Source organism: Pedobacter gandavensis (genome assembly GCF_032678745.1).
Taxonomy (GTDB): Bacteria; Bacteroidota; Bacteroidia; order Sphingobacteriales; family Sphingobacteriaceae; genus Pedobacter; species Pedobacter gandavensis_C.
Window position 1 is genome coordinate 184,498 of record NZ_JAVTST010000007.1, and the last position, 16,964, is coordinate 201,461.

A 16,964-nucleotide genomic window follows, 5' to 3' on the forward strand; every position below is an offset into this window, starting at 1 on the left:
TTTAACTTTCTAAGCTTTCCCGGGAGGGTAGATGTAGATTTCATAGGAGCGGAATTGGAACGATTAAATTTTACTTTAGTGCAATTTTAGTCATCCCTACGCTCCCAAGACCTATTCGAATTGTTCATTTAGAAGAACCGAAATAAAATGCCTGTTCATTTTGTTCATTTTTCTAGGCGTTAATTTTCCGCAATGCGCAAAAACACGTATAAAAAGCTATAAAACAGGTATTTATACGCCATCCTATTTATTTATTCAGTTTTTACTTGATTTACGGCTGTTCATTATTGTGCTGAAAGCATTATATTCGTTTAGTTTAAGAAATTAACGCCCACTCAGCCTACTTATGGAGGATATATTTACCCTAAATGAAGTGAAGAGTCTTATCCTGTTAAAAACGGGAATTCGGACCATCACTCCTGCTGATTGTAAAAGGATCTCCATTGAAATCAGCAAAACACTTAATAAGAACGTTAGTGAAACAACGATCAAGCGATTATTTGGATTTGCTGTAGTGAAACACAATTTTTCGAAGTTCACACTAACCACACTTGCTGAGTACGTGAACAAGGAGGATGAACGGAATTGGACAAATGCGCTTCCAGCCTCTACACAGACTCCGGTACGCAGCTGGCCAGACATCCGAACCAATGCAAAAAAGGTCACGAATTTCACATTAAAAGGCATCAAAAACAGATCTGGGATTCCATATGAAATGACGATCAGTAGAAAGTTCGCTGAACACGATTTTGATGACTTTTTCAAAAGCGATTATAGCTTTACTTGCTTCATCTCACAGCCCGGTTATGGTAGAACTATTTTATTAAGTCATTTAGTAGAGAAGTTTTTCCAGGGTGAAACAGCCATACATCTAGACTCCACAGCATTATTCCTCTCTGCAACCAATCTTTTCAATCCAGATCAACATCACATCAGTTTTGAGGATCGCCTGAAAATACAATTGGGAATTCCACATCAGGAAAGTCTATTGGAACATATCAATGAAAACCACAAAGCCAGCGGCAAAAGATTCGTAATCATCATTGATGGATTTTCAGAAGTGATGGTAAAAAGAGATCTAAAAAAGCAGATGTTTGAAAACATCATCAGTTTTATCTGCGCCATTGAACATAATGATTCCATCAAACTGGTGATGAGTATGCGTTCTACCACCTGGATGAGGTTTTATGATTGCATCAGACATTCCGCCTTTTTAAGGTCCAAATGGTTTACAGGTAATTATTTTAACCACAATGAAGTATCCAATGTTCCACCCTTAACCGGCAAGGAAATCGACCGGATCATTCATAAGATCAACCAATCGGATGTTGATGAACTAAATCCGAAACTTAAATCTCAATTAAAGTTCCCCCTATATATCCAGCTTTATTATCAGCTGAAAGAAGAAGATCCTTACTTCAATTATTCCAGTAGCATTACATTTCACGAACTTATCTCCAGGTTCATTCAGGAAAAAATATATAAATCCAATTATTACACAGAGAAGATTCTGTTCCTGAAGAAAGTAATTCAGCTTACAGAATACGGCAAAAAAGCGAATGCAGTGCCAAAAGACCTGTTGATTGCGGAATTGTCGGCCTTTAAAAATGCCTATATGGAACTCGTTTCCGAAGGTATCTTAGTGGAAGAAAAAAGCCAGGATGACTACCAGCCAAGAGAGTATGTTCGTTTTATCTACCCACATATTTTCGAGTATTTTCTATTCATAGAATTGTTGGAAAAATTTCATTTACAAGTCAACTGGACTTTCTTTGAATTTATCCAACGTAATTATGAGAGTAATAACGTACGATTCCACCTGTTACAATGGACGATTCGGTTCATCATCAGGATCGGTGATTTTAGTGCGTTAGCGCATGTATTTGATCTGGAGATCAACTATTTTGAGCGGAATTACCTGATTTTATTTATTGCAGAAAATATAAGATTTCGTTCCAGATACAGTCCTGACACGCTCAAATTGCTAACTGAGCATAAATTACATGACATTTTGATCAAACAGCTGATCAATTTTGATTTCGTAGATTCCTGTTATAAAGAAGCCGTAAATGTATTGGCAGATGTTGCAGACAATGACGAAACCAGGGCCATTTATCAAAGTATTCTAGCCATTTTTGATGTAATGAGCATGGATCAGGATAGCATTGCGATACGGCTGACAAAAATAGCTGCAATGGATTTAAGTGGTTGGTCAATCAGTCCTTATGAGGTCTGTTGGCTGATCTACCTGAAACTTACCAACCGGGCGGACAGCACCCACCCAATGATTAGGAACCTGGAAAACTTCAATTATCCGTTTCTGGAAAGTCGGGCGGCACTGGATACCAGACAAGGTATTTCCTATCTGCTCCTGATCTTGCTAAACACTTTTTATGGATCGGACAAAGGAACACTAAAAATTATTCAGGCCATCACAAAACTACATCCCAGAATTTTCTCCAAGAGGTCTGCCTTTTCTATATTTATGCTAAATATATTTGGCCTCTCCAATTCAAAGATCAATCCGGGAAAGAAAACCGACCAACTGGAGCGTATTTTATCCGGGGTTCATCAAAATAAGACCAGGTTCAAACTCACAGAATATTCAGAATGTATGTTTAGAATGATGCAAGCCAATCAATTGAGATTACGCGGAGAATTTGTAAAGGCTTATGAGTTTTCGAATGAAACGCTACAAATTTTCAAAAGAAATGAACTAAATCTGAACTGTATCATGATATACGATATCATGATTGCCATTTTCCAGGACCTGAATGACATTGCCAAGGTTAATGAATATAAATATGAAAGGCTTTGTTTTATGGAGGAAAGAAAAATCCCACACCGTTTATTGGTGACGGCAGGATAAAGCTCCTTTTAAATAGAAAATGGCCTGCAACGATGTACAGGCCATTTTCAGGACACAGCTTACAGGTTAAATTAACCCTTCTCTCACACATAAACTGATCAGTTCGGAACTGGTTTTCACACCAGACTTCCTAATGATATTTTTACGGTGTGAATGCACTGTGTGTAAAGAAATAAATAGCGAATCCGCAATCTCTTCACTTTTATAGCCAAGTGCAATCAGTTTTATAATTTCCATTTCTCTTTTGCTAAACTGCAAATTTAAGGCATGACTTTCTGGTTCACGATTGACATTTACAGGCCACATTTTCTTGCTTCCCTTTGTATCTACCAAAGAAGGCATATAATTGTTTACTGAAGTGATGTGGTTCACATTGGTATGAATATGTAACACCTGAGCAATTCTACCAGAATCATCTTTGGAAAGATAAACAGATTCATTGTGAAACAATTCATAACTTCCATCTGCCAGTTTAAACCTGAAACAATAAGAGGTTTTATAATAGCTTTTAATGCTTTCCTTGTTCATTTGATCGAGCATGAAACGCACACTAACGGATTCCGTTTGTGCCACATAATTGACATCCTCTGGATGTATGCGACCTAAGATATCATCTACTGTGGCAGAGGTAGGATCCAGTCCCAACACATCTGCAATTCCCGGGTCTACGTATTTGATTTTTTTATCGCAAAAATCTACTACGTAATAAAAGTTCCCCGAACTAAGAAATGAGGGTAAAAACTGATCTAAATTCACTTCAGGCAGGGCTATAGTCGAACGTGTATAAAAATCACTGTACCTGTTCCAGGTATCATGTATGACGTTGTTATTAGATTCCATAAGGTTAATTAAATAGATTAAAAAAATAAAAAACGTGTCCTTTATTTCTTTTAAAAATGTAAAACGTAAAACGATGGGAGGTTAAAAGATACTAACCTCTTATGCTACCAAATACAATTATTCATTAACAAATTGACATCTAAAGATTCACCTTTGTAGTGCTGACTGGTTTCGCTGACGACTCGTGAAGCGAAGTAATTAAGAAAATAATTTAACATTGTAAATAGGGATTAGATTAATAATTATGGATTGATTAGATTCATATTTAAAAGGATGTAACTCTGTGTTTTTTACGGTGCATCATCATTCTTCAAATTTAAAAGTGCCATTGCCTCCTGAAAAACGCAAATTATAAACTGCTTCATCAGAAAGTATCAATAAAGTGACAATTGAAAAACGACACAAATGGAAGATTATTGCTTCGAAAGAATAGCAATAAAGATTTGAAAGGGTATAAACTAAAGATGAGCATCAGCATAAACATAAAGTAATTTTTAATTTTAAAGAAATTCAAGTGATTCACAACCCTTAGGAATATACACTTCCTAAGAATCTGAACTTCTAAAGATCTATTAACCGCAAAAACTAATCCAAGTACCCAAAAAAAGCATCCCTATAACTAGTGATTTTATTGAACATAGATTCAATAAATGGACTACACATAGTTAAAAGGATGCTTTTATACTTATTTATGAAAATTTAGACCGATTTTGTCAGTCTAAAGATCATGTTTTCGGAAAATTATGATTTCAAGACAGCTACAATTGTAATAAATACCTACAAAACTGTTGCAAAATCCAGGAATTAACACACAAACATCATATAATGATATTTTAAAAAGACCATTAGAGAAAATACGACTAAAAATAATATAAACTATTCTGAAAAAAAGGAAACAAAATAGTTAAAAAAAATACACAAGATTTCTCTATTTAATCATTTTCAACAGATAGGCGCCATACCCGCTCTTTACTAATGGTGCTGCAATTTTCGACAACTGCTCCTTATCAATAAAGTTCATGCGGTAAGCCACTTCTTCAATACAACCAATTTTTAATCCCTGACGCTCTTCTATCACTTGCACAAACTGACCTGCCTGCATTAACGAAGCAAAAGTGCCGGTATCTAACCAGGCAGTACCCCTGCTCAGCACACCAACTTTAAGCCTACCTTGTTCCAGATAAACCTTATTTACATCGGTAATTTCATATTCTCCTCTAGGAGAAGGCTTGATATTCTTCGCAATCTCTACGACAGAATTGTCATAAAAATATAGCCCAGGAACGGCATAATCAGATTTAGGAATTGCTGGTTTTTCCTCAATGGATACTGCTTTTTTATTTTCATCAAACTCCACAACGCCATAACGCTCAGGATCTGAAACCGGATATGCGAAGACAACTCCACCTTCAGGATCCGCGCTACTTTGCAATAACTTCGTCATTCCATCTCCATAGAAAATATTATCTCCTAATACCAAGGCTACCTTATCTGTTCCGATAAAATCGGCACCAATCACAAAGGCTTGCGCCAAACCATTAGGCTCCTTTTGTACAGCATAAGAAAACTTACAACCCAGTTGACTACCATCACCCAATAATTTCTCGAAATTAGGCAGATCATGAGGTGTAGAGATGATTAAAATCTCGTTAATGCCCGCAAGCATTAAGGTGGACAGTGGATAGTAGATCATCGGCTTATCATAAACCGGCATCATTTGCTTACTCATCACCAGGGTTAAGGGGTGTAAACGTGTACCACTCCCCCCGGCAAGTATAATTCCTTTCATGTATCGTTTATTTTATTGCGTGAATACATTTAATCAAGCTGTCTCTCCAATATGGGATTTCAAGATTAAATGTGGTTTTTATTTTAGTTTTATCCATCACCGAAAAGGCAGGACGACGGGCTTTGGTAGGATATGCGCTGGTAGGAATGGGATAAACCTTTAATTCAGAACCGCTAATTTCGAAAATTGCTTTTGCGAAATCATACCAGGAACAAAGACCTTCATTACTATAATGATAAGTCCCATAAGCAGTATGGTTATTCAAAGAAATTAGGTTTAGTATAACTGCAGCTAGGTCTATACCATAAGTTGGCGTCCCTATCTGATCCACTATGACACTAAGTTCTTCGCGCTCTTTAGCCAGCTTAAGCATTGTTTTTACGAAATTCCCCCCAAATTCCGAATACAACCAACTAGTGCGCAAAATATAATGCGCCTCTAATTGCTTCGTGATTTCTAGTTCTCCCTGTAATTTGGTTTTACCGTAAATATTAACCGGATTTGCCACATCACTCTCAATTAATGGCATTGGAACATTTCCTTCAAAAATAAAATCAGTAGAGATATGAATCAATGTAGCCTTGAATTCTGCGCAAAGCATCGCCAGGTTCCCCGCACCCGTACTATTGATTTTTTCGCAGAGCTCGGGTTCGTCTTCTGCCTTATCTACTGCGGTATATGCGGCACAATTGACCACAAATTCAGGCGATTCTCCTACAAATAAAGTTCTCAATATCCCGAGATCCAGGATATTTCCTGCAACTTCATCCAGAAAAACTAAATTACGGTCTTTTGTTAGCTTACTGAGACATTGTCCCAATTGACCTACTCCACCAAAAACAAGTACCTTCCCCTTATTGTTCATTATATGCGTATTGTTGATTATAATAGTCCTGATAGGCTCCCGAAGTAACATTTTCTAACCATTCGTTATTTTCAAGATACCAATCTACAGTTTTAGCAAGCCCTTCTTCGAATTGTAAAGAAGGCGTCCAGTCCAGCTGATTTTGCAATTTACTGGAATCAATAGCATAGCGAAGATCGTGCCCGGCACGGTCCGTAACATAGGTAATCAACGCAGCAGATGTTCCTGCATCACGACCTAGTTTCTCGTCCATAATACGACACAACAAATGGATCAGGTCTATGTTTTTCCATTCATTATGGCCCCCAATATTATAAGTATCCCCAGCCTTAGCCTGATGAAAGATCCTATCTATGGCCGAAGCGTGATCTTCTACCCAAAGCCAATCTCTCACATTCTCTCCCTTTCCATATACAGGAACAGGCTTATTATTTTTGATATTATTGATTGCCAATGGGATTAATTTCTCCGGAAAATGATGAGATCCATAATTATTAGAACAGTTAGAGATGACTACATCCAAACCATAGGTATCATGGTAGGCGCGAACAAAATGATCAGAACTTGCTTTAGAAGCAGAATATGGACTATGTGGATCATAGGCCGTAGTTTCAGTAAACATCCCTGTCTCACCAAGCGAGCCATACACCTCATCTGTACTCACATGATAAAAGCGATGATTGACATAATCACCTTTCCAACTCTCTTTTGCCGCATTCAATAAATTCACAGTTCCAATTACATTGGTCATCACAAATTCCATCGGATTGCTGATAGATCGGTCTACATGAGATTCTGCAGCCAGGTGAATTACAGCATCTGGTTTTTCCAGTAGAAAAAGCTCATTCACAAATGCAATATCAGTAATATCTCCTTTGACAAAGCGGTAATTAGGCGCATCTTCTATATCCCTGAGGTTCAGCAGATTTCCGGCATAAGTAAGCTTATCAAGGTTAATAATCTGGTAATCAGTGTATTTTTTAACAAACTGTCTGACTACATGAGAGCCAATAAAACCCGCTCCCCCGGTAATTAAAATCTTCTTCATCATTTTTATACTATTAGTAAGCGTTATCTTCTCCTTTGATCATATTGATGACCGTCATAAAGACAATCTTCACTTCCAGCATTGCAGTCCAGTTTTCAAGGTACCAGATATCATGCTGTACACGTTTTTGCATAGAGCCTTCTTCTTTGGTCTCTCCTCTCAGGCCGTTTACTTGGGCCCAACCAGTAATTCCTGGCTTTAGGAAATGTCGCACCATAAACTGGTTAATAATGGCACGGTACTCTTCCGTATGTTTCAACATATGCGGCCTTGGACCGACTACACTCATATTCCCCATAAGCACATTAAAGAATTGTGGAAGTTCATCAAGACTGGACTTACGCAGAAATTTCCCGATTTTGGTAATGCGATCGTCATCCTTGGTAGCTTGTTTTTGATCACTATCGTTGTTAACCTTCATGCTTCTAAATTTATAACAGTAGAAAGGCTCATCGTTACGTCCACTTCTTAACTGCTTAAATAACACGGGCCCTCTATTTTCCATTTTAATCAGGATTGCAATTAAAGGATACAACCAGCTCATCAGAAATACAATCACACCGACACTGAAAACAATATCAAAAGCACGCTTTTTGAAACGGTTCCCGATACTTTCTAAAGGTTCTTTTCTTAGTGAGATGACCGGAAACTCCCCTCCTACATAGCTAATGGTATAAGGTGAAGCGATAGTAGTAGCCATGTCCGGAATAAATTTTACACGAAGACAATGTTTGTCGGCTTCCTGCAAAAACGGTTGAACTAAGGCCATTTTATGTGGTTCTAAAGCAACATATATGTCTTTAACTCCATTTAAAGCAGCTTTTCCCATTTTCGAGATAAAATTTGTGGACAAAAGACCATTTTCATCCGCATAGATGCGACTACCATCATCAAGATAACCATAAAAATCAATATTATATTGACGGTCAAAATAATGTGCCAATCGGAGGCCTGTAGGATTAACACCAATTAATGCAACTTTCTTGCTGACATTAAATTTATGAACGAGGAGCGATTGAAAAGCGGTACCAAGAAAACGATTCAGAATAAAGCCAAACACCAATAAGGCATAGAATACCACTAAAAAGGTTCTTGAAAATTCAATATCTCTGGAGAATAACAAATACAAGGCAAAAATCACAGCATGTAAGGCAACACTACGCCATGTTCCTCGGTAAATCCTTTCCAATCTTCTGGAACCATAGTCTGTATAAAGACCAAAAATTGCAGAGTTAAACAACCATGCGAGGTTACACACGACCATATAATGTCGCCACAACTCATATGAAACTGTTTTTCCCAAATATTCCGTAAGATAATAAGCTAAAACATAGATCAAATTAAGCATTACGACATCCGTAATAGGCAAAATATATCTAAGTAAGTACAAATAACGAGTCTGCATCTGATTTTGGATAAAATAATTTGAATTATCAATGTATTATTAATAAAAAACACTCAAAAACATATTATTAGCTTAAAAACAACCGGAAATAACCTGGCTATATTAAAAACCCAATAACATTTACCAAAATTAACTCCATTAGGGAATAAAAAGCTCCCCACAAATAGGTATTTTAACAAAAACAACAACATTAACAACATCGACAGGACTTCATTTCGCAAAATGATGGGTATTTTTACAATAAAATAAGATTAAAAAATAAATCATTTATGAAAATCGCGGTAATAGGAACAGGATACGTCGGTTTGGTAACCGGTACATGTCTCGCTGAGACAGGAAATGAGGTGATCTGTGTAGACATCGACCAGCTGAAAGTTGAAAAGATGCAGCATGGGATTATTCCAATTTATGAACCAGGATTGGACATTCTGTTTCTGAGAAACATTTCACAGCAACGACTGAGCTTTACGACCGATTTAGCTATGGCAATTAAAGATGCTCAAATTATCTTTATGGCATTACCAACGCCCCCGGGAGAAGATGGCACTGCTGATCTTTCTTATATTCTGGGTGCAGCAGCAGATGTTTCGAAACTGATCAGTTCGTACAAAGTGATTGTGAATAAATCTACCGTTCCTGTGGGTACAGCAGATAAAGTAAAAGCAGTTTTCGAAGCCAATACCGACGTGGAAGTTGATGTTGTTTCTAATCCCGAATTTTTAAGAGAAGGAGTTGCTGTTGAAGATTTCATGAAACCGGATCGTGTAGTGATTGGAACAAAAAGCGAAAAGGCGATGAAACTCATGACCGAGCTTTATGCCCCTTATGTAAGGTCTGGAAACCCGATTTTGTTTATGGATGAAAAGTCCTCAGAATTGACAAAATATGCTGCAAATGCCTTCCTGGCTACAAAGATCACATTCATGAATGAGATTGCTAATTTATGTGAATTAGTTCATGCAGATGTGGATGCTGTACGTCTGGGAATTGGTTCAGACGAACGTATTGGAAAAAGATTCCTATTCCCTGGTCTTGGCTACGGAGGAAGTTGCTTCCCAAAAGATGTACAAGCCTTGTCAAAATCGGCAGAAGAACACCAATATAATTTCCAGATTCTGAAAGCAGTCATGACTGTCAATGAGAAACAAAAGACCGTGTTAGTGGATAAGGTACTTAAATATTATAAAGGTAACCTAAAAGGCAAACACTTCGCATTATGGGGATTAGCTTTCAAACCGGAAACTGACGATATACGTGAGGCACCAGCTTTATATATCATCAACCGATTGCTCCTTAATGGTGCTACAGTAACCGCTTTTGACCCTGAAGGAATGAATAACATCAAAGCATTATTAGGCGATAAAATCAATTATGCAGACAATCAATATGATGCTTTGCAAGCTGCAGATGCCTTATTGATCGCAACAGAATGGTCAGTATTTAGAAACCCAGATTTTGAAAAAATGGAGGAAACACTTCGTAACAAAGTCATTTTTGATGGCCGAAACCTTTATGATCTTCAAAAGATGATTGACCTCGGTTACTATTATAATAGCATCGGCCGGTCGATAATCCCGCAAACCACAGCTGTTGTCGCTGCTGATGAAAAACACAGCCCTAATGAACTTGTGTCTTTATAACACCTGAAAAACATGGATAAAAACAATTATGTACTGATTATGGCTGGCGGTGTGGGCAGTCGCTTTTGGCCAAAAAGCCGTAATCATTTTCCGAAGCAGTTTTTAGATATATTAGGAACAGGAAGATCACTGCTACAAATCACCTATGAACGTTTCCTAAAGTTATGCCCAGCATCACATATTTTTATTGTTACCAATAGCCAATATAGTGACCTTGTTCTGGAGCAGTTATCCGGAATTTCTCCTGAACAACTCATATGTGAGCCTAGCAGAAACAATACGGCTCCTTGCATTGCTTATGCATCTTTTAAATTGGCAGCCCTCAATCAGGAAGCAAATTTGGTGGTCGCACCCTCAGATCATTTTATACAATATGAAACTATTTTCGTAGAGAAAATCCGTACAGCTTTAGCTTATACCTCAACACATGAGGCCTTGGTTACTTTAGGCATCAGCCCCACACGTCCTGATACTGGCTATGGCTATATTCAATATGGCCAGGAAACTGAAAAAGGAATATATAAAGTGGAGAAGTTCAGAGAAAAACCAAACCTTCCCACCGCCTTGGACTACCTGAAAGACGGGAATTATCTTTGGAATGCAGGGATTTTCATATGGAAAGCAAAGTCAATTATACAGGCCTTGAAAAAGCATGCCAGCAGCATTCATGATTTATTTGAAGCTGGCAATGAATACTACAACCATCCTGAAGAAAGAGATTTTATTGACCAGAAATACCCAACAGCTCCAAATATTTCGATCGACTATGCCATCATGGAGCAAGCAGATAATATTTACACCATTCCAGCAGATTTTGGCTGGTCTGATCTGGGTACCTGGGCTTCCTTACATGAATCTGCAGAGAAAGATACTTCAGGCAATGTAATTTCCGCAAAGCAGATCAATGTAAAAGAAACACAAAACAGCATCATTCAAATCAATGAAGATAAGCTAGCGGTGATCAGAGGTCTAGATAATTTCATTGTCGTAGACGATGGCAACGCCTTATTAATTTACCCCAAAGATCAGGAACAAGAAATTAAAGAAGTAGTAAAGACAATGGCCGAAACCTATGGTAATCACTATGTATAAGCCGATTAAAACTTAAACACCATCCTTATGAATGGCATCCAACAAGTAAAACAAGCGCTGCTCCCGACTCTATTGCTTTTAACATTTTCCAGTACCCTTCAGGCGCAAAAACCTGAAATTAAATATTCACTGGAAACTCAAGCCATAGGCACGACGAACCAAGTTGTTCCTTTCTGGATGCGTTCCAACCAGTTTGGCTCCGTTCCAATTCCGGGTATTTCAGGAAGTTTTATTGGAAAAGCAGAGAAAGATTATACGACTTACTCTCCCACTGACAGTCTTGGAAAGAAAAGACTCTTTGATTGGGGATTCGGATTTGAAGCCAGAGCAAATGCAGGAAAGGAAGCTAATATTCAATTGATCTCCGGTTATGCGAAAGGAAGGATCGGCATCTTTCAACTTAAAGCTGGAAGAGCAAAAGAGGTAATGGGTCTCAATGGCGACAGTGTGTTGAGTTCCGGTAATTTTTCACTCTCCGGAAATGCTCCAGGAATACCAAAACTGGAACTTTCTATTCCCAACTATTACACTTTACCTGTTTTTGGAGGTCTTTTCGCAGTCAAAGGAAATTTTGTTCATGGCTGGATAGGAAGAACTAAAATCCTGGATAGCATCATTGCCGGACCCACCATCAAGTATTACATTAATGACACTAAACCAGTCAGCTATTTCCACCAGAAATCCTTATATGTGAGATTAGGGAAAGCAGATTGGCGCTTTAAAATGTACGGAGGATTCAACCACCAGGTATTCTGGGGAAATGAACAAGCAGCATATGGCAAAAATTTCAAACTGTCTCCAGTCCAAACTTTCTGGCATGTAGTGAGCGGAAAATCTTATGGTACTAAAGGCGTTCCAACCTCAAAAATCGGGAACCAATTAGGCTCCATTGACCTTGGGATGGAATACGACTTTAATGATATTAAGATGATGCTCTATCGGCAAACCTTTTATGATGTTGGTGCCTTATCAAAACTGGCAAATATCAAAGATGGTTTAAACGGTATTTCGCTGGAGAATAAGCGCTTTAAACCAGAAAGTTCCAGTTTCGCCTGGAAGAAAATATTAGTTGAATTTTTCTATTCAAAAGATCAGGCAGGATATCCCTGGTCTACATTTACCAAATCGGGAGACGAAGATTACTACAACAACTTTTATTATGTAAACGGCTGGTCTTATAAAGGCCTGGGTTTAGGCAATCCACTGATTACACCCAGACATGAGGCCAGAGCTGGCCAGGCAATAAAAAAGGCCGATTATTTCATCAATAATCGTGTGGTAGCACTTCATGCGGGATTAACAGGTAGAGTTTATAACTGGGACTTTATGACAAAAATTACCTATTCAGATAACTACGGCACTTTTGGAACCAGTATTTATGGGAACACTACTGGGAGTATTAAGAGTCCTAGAAATGCTGAAATATTTGAGACGGTATCTCAGTTTTCTTTCTATTTAGAAGGTACTAAGCCTCTGAAAAACGGGTATAGTGCCGGTTTTGCAACAGCACTGGATCAAGGAAAACTACTGAACAATTCTTTTGGCTTAATGCTGAAATTGAAAAAAGATTTTCAATAATAAATCAAAAAAAAAATTCCATTCCAGGCAGTATTGCAGCGTTTTAAATATTGCTACAATACTGCGTATGGAAAATGCCCCCCGGCACCTCATAAGCGACCTTACATGATTATCTGGTAAATACGCCCTTTACACTTAGAAGATGCTGCTCGTATTGATCTACAATCAGCTCCCAGTCATATATATCTGTAATCTTATCGCAATTATTTTTCCTCATCATCTGATACTTATCAAGCTCATACCGAACACTTTTTAAATGATTAGCTACTTCATCTGCTGTCCTGAAGTAAATGGCGTCTTCGCCAAGGATATACCTGTTAAAAGGGTTATCATTAGCACACATTAAGCTATTGGATGCCATCGCCTCTAATAACGAAGGATTTGTTCCCCCAACGGTATGGCCATGGAAATAAATATTAGCATAATACCTCAGATTATTCAAAATGTCTATGTTGTAAATCCCTCCAATAAATTTAATCTGAGGGTAAGCTTCGAACTTCTCCTTTAAATAATTACCATAAGTGGTTTCGTGCTTACCTACCACTAAAAATGGGCGTTTAACATTCGCTTTTGCCACGCCATCTAGAATAATTTCAATGCTATTTTCTGGTTCCAATCTAGCAATAAGCATATCATATTGATAAGCAATCAGATCGTAACTTTTAAGAACACCTATAGTAGGCTGTTTAAACAACGTTGCCCCATAGGCAATAAATGTAGAATCTGCTTTGTATTTCTCTTTTAAATAATCCTGTATACCAATTGAATCGGAGATCAAATGATCACTATATTTCACCCCTAATTTCTCCGCCCACTGCAGGAATTTTCTAACCTTATTAGAGTATTTGGTACGTTTCCACTCCAGTCCATCCATATTAGTGGTAACCACTACCTTCTTAGGCAACAACCAACCCCATACCGAGCCACTCGTATAACCCAACTGAAGTATCACATCACAACCTTGCTTTCTTACATCAAGAATACAATTCAAATCATAGATAAATTGACCAGCGGTTCCCAGTTTATACTCGGGATCATAGCAATGGCGTAAATCGACACCATTCCATTTATTCTTTTGATAAGGATGGTTATGTGAATTATAAACCAAAACTTCATGCCCTTTTTTCACCAGCCCCAGTGCTAAATATTCTGCGCATTGCTCAAATCCTCCATAATGATTTGGGATGCCGCGTGTACCAATAATTGCTATTTTCATTATAGATTACTTAAATAATTGTTGTATTTCATTCCAGATCCTATTTGCTATATTTTCCATTCCAATATCCGAAGGATGCATCCCCACTCCTCGATTTTGATACTGCAGAATAGCGGTATTTTTATCTCTTTCTTTATAAAGCCCCTGAAGATCTACATAGATCCAATTGTTGCGGATACAGGCCGCCTTCATGATCTTATCAACCTGTAGATTTGGCCAGAAACTACCTACCAGGCAAACTTTAATATCCTTTCCTCCGGATATTTCTGCTACAAAACGATCCAGGTGTTCAGCCAACAAGTGTTTTACAGCCAAGGTATCGTTGATGTTCTCTCCAATTTCCAATACAAACAGATCTGGATTCCAATCTCTAAATTTCTCGAAATCCCTGGCGTCATAATTCCAGAATTTCCTTTCAAAAGAATCGGCAATATTTGCAGATTTAAAAATCGTTTGAGGACTCAATACCTTGATCCTTGATTGCAACAGGTGAACGAAATCTTTTTCTGCAGCACTCGCTGCCATTCCCCAGTTACCCGACCAACCCACAGCTGGTTTTGCCCCATGCCAGGTAATGCTATTACCCAGAATCAATACTTTTTGGGGAGCATCCGATAAACGCTGCCCCTGAACACTAACAGTGCTGCTTAAAATCAATATACAAAAGACAATCGGGGCGTTATATTTAAAAAATCTCTTATTGTTAAACATCTTTCTTCCGTTTTATTTACACTCCTTTTATGATCATTATAAAGATTGCTATCATGGTTACGCTCATGGTCAGAGCGCAGCTTTTCATAAGATATTCCTACTTTCTTTACTATTCATAGATCCCTTTAATCACGCGTGCAGGAACTCCGGCTATAATAGAATTTGCAGGCATACTTTTGTTGACCACCGCTCCCGCAGCTATAATTGAATTATCTCCGATCGAGACTCCAGCAAGAATAGTCACCTTAGCACCTATCCAACAGTTCTCCCCAATAGTAATTTTAGCGCGGGTAGTCCCTTGATCTTTAATCAGTTTATTTGGATCACTGTAATTGTGATTTTCTGGGTGACAACTAAAATATTGTCCAATGATGGTATTATTCCCAATGGAAACGCCTCCAGATCCACCAATACTGGCAAATTGCCCAATGCCTACTCGTTTCCCAATATGAATAAATGCACCTAAATTGTTAAAGGAGGTAGAAATGATCAATTGTGAATAGGCTCCAATCCCAGAAGAATCTCCAATGATAAGTTTTCCTCTTCCCAAACCGCTCAAATAAACACCAGTATCAATTTTGACCCATTTTCCAATGTTAATATGATGGTTATTAAAAGTCGTCACCCTTCTGCCTAAAAAGAGAGGTTTAGGTTTTTTAAAATGAAAAACCTGGAATAACACACCTCTTAAAAGGTCAAAACTTTTACTGATTGCCAGATTAAACAAGGTTCGGCTACTGATGTTTTCATCAAATGTGAAAGCAGGATTTCTCCTCCTGATAATCGATTGAAATATTATTTTCATTACCTAATTAGTTTATAAGTGCCTTTTTAACGGCATCTAAAAGTCCATTTTTATAAATAACTGATGGTGTCAACCATGCCCCCTCTCCGTACTCATTCCAAGCATAGAGTACAGCAATCTGATCATTTGATCTGGTAGGATTATTTTCAATAATCCAATCCTTCAATCCTTTAACAGACTGAAAGACTGATGCGGGACCATACCCTTTAAAATGAGGAGAAGGCCTTCCTATTTTATTCATTTCATCCCATGGACGCGGGTCCCAGTTTAAAGTGCTTACAGGGATATAAGGCATCCCAAATTTCAGGAACTGAGACCAGACTACTTTTTCACGTTTACTTATTACAGAGATTGAGCTAACAGATTGTCCCGTAACTAAAGTTTGATCATGATAGTTATACCCTGTTAACACGTCAAATCCACATTCTTTAGCCAATGAAATTTCCTTTTCATTTGGCGCCAGACTAATCCCGATGTTTAGCCCTTTTAAACCTCTGTTCTTTGCAGCAGTTCTCAATTGACCCAAGGCCGATTTAATCTTTGCACTGGATCCAAATGAACTCATGAGCATCTTTAAACTTAAAAAGGTAATCAGGGGCTTCTCATTAAACTTCAAATACGTGTCCTTTTCAAAAAGATCGAGCCATATTTTTGAAACCCTACCCCAGTCAGCGGGACCGATGATATATCCATAATGATTAGCCACCAATAAATTGAATTTCAATCCTTGCTTATCTTTTGAACTGACAAATAGCCGAAGTGCATTATTTCTGGGTTCTTCCAGGTTTTTCTTAGAAAGCTCAGAATAATACCAGCAAAAGGTAAAAAAATCAAGATCCGCATTCACCGCAGCAGTTATTTGTTTAGACATGATTGCAGGCTTACTAGTTACCCAACCCCAAACAGGAGCGCGCTCCTTATAATTTTCAGTTAATGACTCGGTAATATGGTTTGTTTTACCAGTCCATCCATCAAAATAATAAGCCCCAACTTTTAGCTGAGCGCCCTTTTGCTGTCCATAAACAGGTGCTTGAGCTGCAGTGGATAATGTCAAAAAAGCTAGAAAAGAGTAGAATATTGTCTTTTTCATCTGATGTGATTACAAG

The 16,964-nt window shown here is 38.0% G+C and carries 13 protein-coding genes; 4 read left to right on the forward strand and 9 right to left on the reverse strand.

What is annotated here, in order from left to right; translation table 11 throughout:
• Positions 1-346 precede the first annotated feature (346 nt).
• Positions 347-2,869 (forward strand): hypothetical protein, encoded by a 2,523-nt coding sequence (locus tag R2S10_RS20130; protein WP_316842212.1) that lies wholly within the window; start codon positions 347-349, stop codon positions 2,867-2,869.
• A gap of 66 nt (positions 2,870-2,935) precedes the next feature.
• Here R2S10_RS20130 and R2S10_RS20135 read toward each other — a convergent pair whose 3' ends face one another.
• The 5 genes from R2S10_RS20135 to R2S10_RS20155 all read right to left on the reverse strand — a co-directional run bounded on the left by R2S10_RS20135 (position 2,936) and on the right by R2S10_RS20155 (position 8,816).
• Entirely contained in the window at positions 2,936-3,709 is a 774-nt protein-coding gene (locus R2S10_RS20135; RefSeq protein ID WP_316842213.1) for a LuxR C-terminal-related transcriptional regulator, read from the reverse strand.
• Between the two features lie 928 nt (positions 3,710-4,637).
• Entirely contained in the window at positions 4,638-5,498 is an 861-nt protein-coding gene (gene rfbA, locus R2S10_RS20140; protein ID WP_316842215.1) for a glucose-1-phosphate thymidylyltransferase RfbA, read from the reverse strand.
• A gap of 7 nt (positions 5,499-5,505) precedes the next feature.
• Positions 5,506-6,363, reverse strand: coding sequence for a dTDP-4-dehydrorhamnose reductase (rfbD, locus tag R2S10_RS20145; protein WP_316842216.1), 858 nt, complete (start codon positions 6,361-6,363; stop codon positions 5,506-5,508).
• Entirely contained in the window at positions 6,353-7,411 is a 1,059-nt protein-coding gene (gene rfbB, locus R2S10_RS20150) for a dTDP-glucose 4,6-dehydratase (RefSeq protein ID WP_316842258.1), read from the reverse strand. Before rfbB ends, rfbD begins: the two co-directional genes overlap by 11 nt.
• A 13-nt stretch (positions 7,412-7,424) precedes the next feature.
• A complete protein-coding gene (locus R2S10_RS20155; protein ID WP_316842217.1) occupies positions 7,425-8,816 on the reverse strand; it encodes an undecaprenyl-phosphate glucose phosphotransferase in 1,392 nt (463 codons plus the stop codon).
• Positions 8,817-9,085: 269 nt separating this feature from the next.
• On the opposite strand from R2S10_RS20155, the gene R2S10_RS20160 reads away from it, so the two are divergent.
• From R2S10_RS20160 to R2S10_RS20170, 3 genes are read left to right on the forward strand one after another with little or no spacing between them, the layout of a single operon-like run.
• On the forward strand, positions 9,086-10,456 hold the full coding sequence (locus R2S10_RS20160) for a UDP-glucose/GDP-mannose dehydrogenase family protein (RefSeq protein WP_316842218.1): 1,371 nt from the start codon (positions 9,086-9,088) through the stop codon (positions 10,454-10,456).
• Between the two features lie 12 nt (positions 10,457-10,468).
• Positions 10,469-11,548 carry a mannose-1-phosphate guanylyltransferase gene (locus tag R2S10_RS20165; RefSeq protein WP_316842219.1) on the forward strand — a complete coding sequence of 360 codons (1,080 nt, stop codon included), beginning with the start codon at positions 10,469-10,471 and terminating at the stop codon, positions 11,546-11,548.
• Between the two features lie 27 nt (positions 11,549-11,575).
• A complete protein-coding gene (locus R2S10_RS20170; protein WP_316842220.1) occupies positions 11,576-13,126 on the forward strand; it encodes a capsule assembly Wzi family protein in 1,551 nt (516 codons plus the stop codon).
• 109 nt (positions 13,127-13,235) lie between these two features.
• On the opposite strand, the gene R2S10_RS20175 is transcribed toward R2S10_RS20170, so the two are convergent.
• The 4 genes from R2S10_RS20175 to R2S10_RS20190 all read right to left on the reverse strand — a co-directional run bounded on the left by R2S10_RS20175 (position 13,236) and on the right by R2S10_RS20190 (position 16,948).
• Positions 13,236-14,342 carry a DUF1972 domain-containing protein gene (locus R2S10_RS20175; RefSeq protein ID WP_316842221.1) on the reverse strand — a complete coding sequence of 369 codons (1,107 nt, stop codon included), beginning with the start codon at positions 14,340-14,342 and terminating at the stop codon, positions 13,236-13,238.
• Between the two features lie 6 nt (positions 14,343-14,348).
• A complete protein-coding gene (locus tag R2S10_RS20180) occupies positions 14,349-15,053 on the reverse strand; it encodes an SGNH/GDSL hydrolase family protein (RefSeq protein ID WP_316842222.1) in 705 nt (234 codons plus the stop codon).
• Between the two features lie 109 nt (positions 15,054-15,162).
• Complete coding sequence (locus R2S10_RS20185) at positions 15,163-15,858, reverse strand: acyltransferase (RefSeq protein ID WP_316842223.1); 696 nt, start codon at positions 15,856-15,858, stop codon at positions 15,163-15,165.
• A gap of 7 nt (positions 15,859-15,865) precedes the next feature.
• Positions 15,866-16,948 (reverse strand): glycoside hydrolase family 99-like domain-containing protein, encoded by a 1,083-nt coding sequence (locus tag R2S10_RS20190; protein WP_316842224.1) that lies wholly within the window; start codon positions 16,946-16,948, stop codon positions 15,866-15,868.
• Positions 16,949-16,964: the final 16 nt, after the last annotated feature.